The 6205-nt window shown below is 64.6% G+C and carries 7 protein-coding genes; 4 read left to right on the forward strand and 3 right to left on the reverse strand.

What is annotated here, in order from left to right; all coding sequences use genetic code 11:
* Position 1 precedes the first annotated feature (1 nt).
* Positions 2-646 carry an outer membrane protein assembly factor BamE gene (locus FHW83_RS20155; RefSeq protein WP_176648126.1) on the reverse strand — a complete coding sequence of 215 codons (645 nt, stop codon included), beginning with the start codon at positions 644-646 and terminating at the stop codon, positions 2-4.
* Positions 647-796: 150 nt separating this feature from the next.
* On the opposite strand from FHW83_RS20155, the gene fur reads away from it, so the two are divergent.
* Complete coding sequence (fur, locus tag FHW83_RS20160; RefSeq protein ID WP_176648127.1) at positions 797-1225, forward strand: ferric iron uptake transcriptional regulator; 429 nt, start codon at positions 797-799, stop codon at positions 1223-1225.
* Between the two features lie 89 nt (positions 1226-1314).
* On the opposite strand, the gene hrcA is transcribed toward fur, so the two are convergent.
* Complete coding sequence (hrcA, locus tag FHW83_RS20165; RefSeq protein WP_176648128.1) at positions 1315-2331, reverse strand: heat-inducible transcriptional repressor HrcA; 1017 nt, start codon at positions 2329-2331, stop codon at positions 1315-1317.
* 40 nt (positions 2332-2371) lie between these two features.
* Positions 2372-3079, reverse strand: coding sequence for an HAD family hydrolase (locus FHW83_RS20170; protein ID WP_176648129.1), 708 nt, complete (start codon positions 3077-3079; stop codon positions 2372-2374).
* A 57-nt stretch (positions 3080-3136) separates the two neighbouring features.
* Between FHW83_RS20170 and FHW83_RS20175 the strand changes: the two genes are divergently transcribed.
* The 3 genes from FHW83_RS20175 (at position 3137) to FHW83_RS20185 (ending at position 5954) form a co-directional block, all read left to right on the forward strand.
* Complete coding sequence (locus FHW83_RS20175; protein ID WP_373997240.1) at positions 3137-4534, forward strand: metallophosphoesterase; 1398 nt, start codon at positions 3137-3139, stop codon at positions 4532-4534.
* A 132-nt stretch (positions 4535-4666) separates the two neighbouring features.
* Complete coding sequence (locus tag FHW83_RS20180) at positions 4667-5278, forward strand: hypothetical protein (RefSeq protein WP_176648130.1); 612 nt, start codon at positions 4667-4669, stop codon at positions 5276-5278.
* 31 nt (positions 5279-5309) lie between these two features.
* Positions 5310-5954, forward strand: coding sequence for a hypothetical protein (locus FHW83_RS20185; RefSeq protein ID WP_176648131.1), 645 nt, complete (start codon positions 5310-5312; stop codon positions 5952-5954).
* Positions 5955-6205: the final 251 nt, after the last annotated feature.

The raw sequence follows: 6205 nt of genomic DNA on the forward strand, positions 1-6205 counted from the left end.
GTTATTTCTTGTCGTTGCTGATCGTCACACCGACCGGCGACGCGGCCGCCGGGTTGTCGCTGCCGGCCGGCAGCGGCGCGGTCGGGGCCGGCTTGGACAGCGCGGCATCGATCGCCGCTTCCTTCTTGGCGTTGGGCGCCGGGCCGGCGATACGGGCGATGTATTCTTTCTCGGTCGGCAAGTTGCCGCCCTCCCAGCGCTCCACCTTGCCGTCCTTGTCAAAGAACACGATCACGCGGCTGGTGGTGATTTCGCCATTGCCCTTGGCCAGGCGGAAGGCGTAATCCCAGCGGTTGCCGTGGAAAGGATCGGTCAGCAGCGCGGTGCCGAAGATGAAGCGCACCTGGTCCTGGGTCATGCCCACTTTCAGCTGTGACAACATTTCCTCCGAGACGAAGTTGCCCTGCTGGATGTCCGGACGATACGGCGAGAAGAACCACATGAAGCGTTGCAGCTTGGTAATAGTGGTGGTTTGCGCGCCCTTGCTGGCGTCCAGCGTCGGCTCACTGTCTTTCACCTCGGTCGATTTCTCGCCCAGCGTGGTTTTGGTCGCGCAGCCGCCCAGCGCCAGCGCCACGCAAGCGGCGGCGGCGACGGGAGTAAGACGGTGCAACAAAGACTGCGAAAAAGCCTGGGTGACGCGCATAAATGTCCTCAATCTGGTCGGGCGGATGTGCTGAAAAACGCTATATCATAAAGCACCCGGCACGGGACGGGGCAAATCTTTGTAACCGGATCAGTCGGAGTACGGTAAACTAGCGGCTAGCTATCGCCAACCAATCTACGAGTCTCGACCATGGGTAACAATCCTACCGATCTGAAGGCCAGCGGCCTGAAAGCCACGCTGCCACGCATCAAAATCCTGGATATTTTCCAGAACAGCGAAGTGCGCCACCTGACCGCCGAGGACGTCTACAAGATCCTGTTGGCGGACAATATGGACGTGGGCCTGGCGACCGTCTACCGCGTGCTGACCCAGTTCGAGCAGGCCGGCCTGCTGAACCGCAACCACTTCGAGACCGGCAAGGCCATCTTCGAGCTGAACGCCGGTTCGCACCACGACCACCTGGTGTGCGTGGACTGCGGCCGCGTGGAAGAGTTCTACGACGAATCGATCGAGGAGCGCCAGCACGCCATCGCCAAGGAGCGCGGCTTCAAGATCGCCGAGCACGCGCTGGCGATCTACGGCAACTGCACCAAGACCGCCTGCCCGCACCGCCCTTAAAGCCGTCATTCCGGCGCAGGCCGGAATCCATAGAACGTTTGCGGCCATGCGTATTCAGCATGGATTCCGGCCTGCGCCGGAATGGCGTGCTAGTTGTGACTTAGTGCATTCGACAGCAATTTCGCGGTGATATCGACGATCGGTATCACCCGCTCATACGCCATCCGCGTCGGGCCGATCACGCCCAGCGTGCCGACGATCTTGCCATTGGCCGTGTACGGCGCGGTCACCACGCTCATCTCATCCATCGGCACCAGGCTCGATTCGCCGCCGATGTAAATCTGCACCCCGCTGGCCTTGGTCGACACGTCCAGCAGCTGCATCAACCCCGTCTTCTGCTCGAACATGTCGAACATCTGGCGCAGCGACGTCATGTTGGATGACAGGTCGCTGACCGACAGCAGGTTGCGCTCGCCTGCGATCACCATATTGTCGGAATCGTCGGCCATGGCCTCGCTGCCCGCCTCCACCGCCACCTGCATCAGGCGGCCCATGTCGTCGCGCAGCTGGCGCAGCTCGCTCTGCAGGCGCGCGTGCACCTCGTCAAACGCCAGCCCGCCGTAATTCTGGTTGATGTAGTTGGCCGACTGCACCAGCTGGGCCGGGCTGTAGTCGACGTCGGTCAGCAGCAGGCGGTTCTGCACGTCGCCGTTGGGCGCCACGATCACCAGCAGGATGCGCTTCTCGCCCAGGCGCAGGAACTCGATCTGCTGGAACACCGACTCGCGGCGCGGACTCAGCACCACGCCGGCGAACTGCGACAGCGACGACAGCATCTGCGCCGCGTTGGTGATCATCTTCTGCGGCTGCGGCGACTGCAGGCGCAGCTGCGCGCCCACCGCCTGCTCGTCGAGCTGCTGCACCGTCAGCAGGGTGTCGACGAAGATGCGGTAGCCGCGCGGCGTCGGCACCCGGCCGGCCGAGGTGTGCGGGCTGGCCACATAGCCCAGCTCCTCCAGGTCGGCCATGATGTTGCGGATGGTGGCCGGCGACAGGTCCAGCCCGGAGATCTTGGAAAGCGCACGCGACCCCACCGGCTGGCCGTCCGCGATATAGCGTTCCACCAGGGCCTTGAGCAGGGTTTGGGCACGATTGTCGAGTTGCATACTAAATACCGGTGTAAAAGTCCTGTTTATATTATGCACTTCAATGCTGGATCTGCCCACGTATCCAGTGCAGCAGTTCGTCGAACGTGGCGCAAATCGCATCCGGCGTCACGCCCGCCTCCAGGTGGGCGGTGCTGCCATGGCGGTTCATCCAGACCGCGCGCAGGCCGGCCGCCTGGGCGCCCTGCACGTCCAGCCGCAGATCGTCGCCCACGTAGACGGCGTCTTGCGGCGCCACCCCCATGGCCGCGCAGGCGGCGTGGAAGATGGCCGGGTCCGGCTTGGCGCGGCCGAACCGCGAGGACGACAGCGCGTACTCGAAATGGTGATCCATGCCGATCACTTCAAGATCCGCGTTGCCGTTGGTGATCACGCCCAGCCGCAGCATGCCCTGCAGCAGCGGCAGCGCCGGCAGCACGTCGGCGTACGGCACCACCAGGTTGCGCTGCACGGCGAAGTGCCGCATCGAGCCCTCGATGTGGGCCGGGTCCTCGCCCAGCTCGGCGAACACCTCGGCCAGCGCCTCGCGCCGCAGCTGGTACAGGTCGGCGATCAGCTCCGGCCGGCGCTCCAGCAGCGCCATGCGGCGCACCCGCAGCTCGGCCACGCTGAACGCCTGCGCCACCCGGGGGGCGTGCTCGGCCAGCCAGGCGTGCCAGCTCTCCTCGGCGGCGGCGATCACCGGGCCGATCGGCCACAGGGTATCGTCAAGGTCAAACAGCAGGGCGAGCGGACGGCGAGCGGTCATGGTGATGTAGGCAAATAAACACCATGGTAACATCAGGATTATTCCGCTGGAGATCCCGTGCTGTTACCCATCCTGAAACGCCTGGCCCCGGCCATGCTGCTGGCCGGCTGCGCCGCCACCAATCCGCCGCCGCCGCCCGACTTTACCTCCTACGTGGTGATCGGGGAATACGGCGCCGCCGTGGCGCGCGTGCTGATCGACGCCCCCGCATGTCCCGAGATCGTGCTCGACCAGCGCGGCCAGCCGATGACGCTGCGCGCGCCGGCCCAGACCATCCCGCTGCGCCCCACTCCGTCGGCGCCGGCCGATTCCAAGCCGGCCGAGTTTCCGCTGTTGACCTGCGAAGCGGCCCTGCCGGCCGGCACCACCAGCGCCACCGTGCTGGGACGCAAACTGCCGCTGCCCAAGGCCGAGCCGACCCGCATCGTGGTGCTGGGCGACACCGGCTGCCGCCTGCAAAAGAGCAGCAATAGCTGGCAGGCCTGCAACGACAGTGCGCAATATCCGTTCGCCACCGTGGCGGCGCAGGCCGCCGCGTGGAAGCCGGACCTGGTGATCCACGTCGGCGACTACCACTACCGCGAGAACGCCTGCCCCGAGGGCAACGCCGGCTGCGCCGGCAGCCCCTGGGGCTACGGCTGGGACGCCTGGGACGAGGACTTCTTCGCGCCCGGCGCCAAGCTGCTGGACGCCGCGCCGTGGGTGATGGCGCGAGGCAATCACGAGAACTGCCAGCGCGGCGGCCAGGGCTACTGGCGCTTCCTCGATCCGCGTCCGCTGCTCAAGGGCCGCGACTGCAACGCGGCGGCCGACGACAATGTGGGCAACTACAGCGATCCCTACGCCATTCCGATCGGCCAGTCCACCCAGCTGCTGGTGCTGGACACCGCCAACACCACCTGGAAGGGCTTGAAACCGGGCGACGTCGGCTACGACAAGTACCGCGACCTGTACCGCAAGCTGGACGCGCTGTCGCAACGGGCGCCGCGCAACATCGGCATCTCGCACCACCCGCTGCTGGGCATGGGCGCCGACCGCAAGGCCGACGGCGGCATCGTGCTGCTGCCGGGCGACGCAGGCCTGCAGGCGGCCATGGGCTCGCTCAACCCGCTGCTGTTCCCGCCGGCGATACAGGCCATGCTGTCCGGCCACGTGCACCTGTGGCAGCAAGCCAGCTTCTCCAGTCCGCATCCGAGCCAGTTCATCGCCGGTTTTGCCGGCACCTCGGAAGACATCGTGCCGCTGCCGGTGCAGCTGCCGCCGGGCGTGACGCCGGCGCCGGGCGCCGTGGTCGAGCACTTCAGCTCGTGGGTGGACGGTTTCGGCTTCATGACCATGGAGCGCCGCGGCCCCGACCAATGGCAGGTGGAAGTGCATGATTTGCAAGGAAACATCCGCAACCGCTGCACGCTGGACGGGCGCCGCTCGGTGTGCGAGGTGGCGCAGGTGAAGTAAGCCGGCGACACAGGCTGTTACATCCATTTGCAAGGGCAAGCATGCCAAATGCACTAAAATACGGCGCACAAGTGTAATATGCTGCCTCCCGCGCGTGCTGCCGGGCCCTATTCGTTTTGGAGAGAGAGTTTTATGAAAAGTTCGTATCTGCGTGCGGGCCTGGCCCTGCTGTGTGGTGTCATTCTGAGCGCCTGCGGCGGCAATGACGGCAACCTGTCGCTGTCTGGCTCTATCCTGTATGACGGCCCGGCCAAGGCCGGCCTGGTGCTGATCAACAAGGGCAACGGCGAAAAGCTGGCCATCGAGACCGGCGCCTCCAGCTTTATCTTCACCAAGCTGCTGGCCAGCGATGAGAGCTTCGACGTGGAAGTGGACACCAATCCGACCGGTGCGGAGTGCAAGGTCGCCAACAACACCGGCAACGCCAACGTTTACACCGTGTACCGGGTGACCGTCACCTGCAAAGCCAACCCGTTCGTGCTGGGCGGCACCGTCAAGGGTCTGACCGGTACCGGCCTGGTGCTGGCCAACGGTTCCGACACGGTGGGCGTGCTGCCGGCCGCCACCGCCGGCGCCGACGTCAGCTTCAAATTCCCGACCCAGGTGGCCAATGGCGCCCTGTATGGCGGCACCGTGCTGACCCAGCCAAGCGGCCAGACCTGCAAGTTCGACGGCGCGCTCAATCCAGGCACCATGCCGCGCGATGACCAGCTGGGCCTGATCGTCAACTGCACCAACAACTAAGCCGCGCCCGTTCTAATCTTTGGAGAAATACATGAAATTTTCGTTCGTACGCGCCGCAGCGGCGCTGACCCTGGCGGCCTCGGCGGCCATGGTGGCTGGTTGCGGCGGCAAGGCGCAATTCACGGTGCAAGGCGTTATCACCGACCAGTCCGGCGTTGTCGTCAGCCTGGCCAATAGCGGCCTGGTCCTGGCCAACGGCAGCGACACGGTGAGCGTGCCTGCCGGCAGCACCTCATTCGCGTTCCCCAAGAAAATCGACTACGGCACCGACTACAACATCACCATCAAGACCCAGCCCGCCCACATGACTTGCGGCGTCAACGCCGGTTCCGGCTCGGCGGGCCACACCGTGTCTATCCAGGCGGCGGTGGTCTGCGTGCAAAACCAATACACCCTCGGCGGCCAATTCACCGGCATCACCGTGGCGGCCGATGGCACCACCGCCCGTACCGTGACCCTGCTGAATGGCTCGAACAGCCAGGTGACCTTGAGCAGCGCGTCCGCCACCAACGGCGCCGGCGACTTCGCCTTCCCCGCCACGGTGGCGGACGGCACCGCTTACGGCGTGACCGTCGTCGATCCCAACAATGGCCTGAACTGCACGGTCACCAACGGCACCGGCGTCATGCACGAAACCCCGGTCACCAACATTCTGGTGACCTGCGTGCCGAAATAAGCGGCGCTGGAGGAGATATTCACGTTCCCAATAATTGATATTGGGAAAATAAAGTGGATTTATATGCTGTGACGCAGCATACTGCACTTGTCTCCTCCACTTCTTGCAAAGGAAATGGATTTAGCCCGCTAGCTTAGCGGGCTTTTTTTTTATCTGTGACCCGTCCTGGTTTAAGTTGTCATTTCCCGCCTTTTCTTAGGAGAGCGAGATGGGAACTGGACGAAAGCGGACTCAGAGCGACTACACCCTGG

The sequence above is a fragment of the Duganella sp. SG902 genome (assembly GCF_013376005.1).
Lineage (GTDB): Bacteria > Pseudomonadota > Gammaproteobacteria > Burkholderiales > Burkholderiaceae_D > Rugamonas.

Excerpts from the sequence above, each read along its gene's own strand:
- FHW83_RS20155 (WP_176648126.1), bottom strand. The coding sequence starts at position 646 with ATGCGCGTCACCCAGGCTTTTTCGCAGTCTTTGTTGCACCGTCTTACT.
- fur (WP_176648127.1), top strand. The coding sequence starts at position 797 with ATGGGTAACAATCCTACCGATCTGAAGGCCAGCGGCCTGAAAGCCACG.
- hrcA (WP_176648128.1), bottom strand. The coding sequence starts at position 2,331 with ATGCAACTCGACAATCGTGCCCAAACCCTGCTCAAGGCCCTGGTGGAA.
- FHW83_RS20170 (WP_176648129.1), bottom strand. The coding sequence starts at position 3,079 with ATGACCGCTCGCCGTCCGCTCGCCCTGCTGTTTGACCTTGACGATACC.
- FHW83_RS20180 (WP_176648130.1), top strand. The coding sequence starts at position 4,667 with ATGAAAAGTTCGTATCTGCGTGCGGGCCTGGCCCTGCTGTGTGGTGTC.
- FHW83_RS20185 (WP_176648131.1), top strand. The coding sequence starts at position 5,310 with ATGAAATTTTCGTTCGTACGCGCCGCAGCGGCGCTGACCCTGGCGGCC.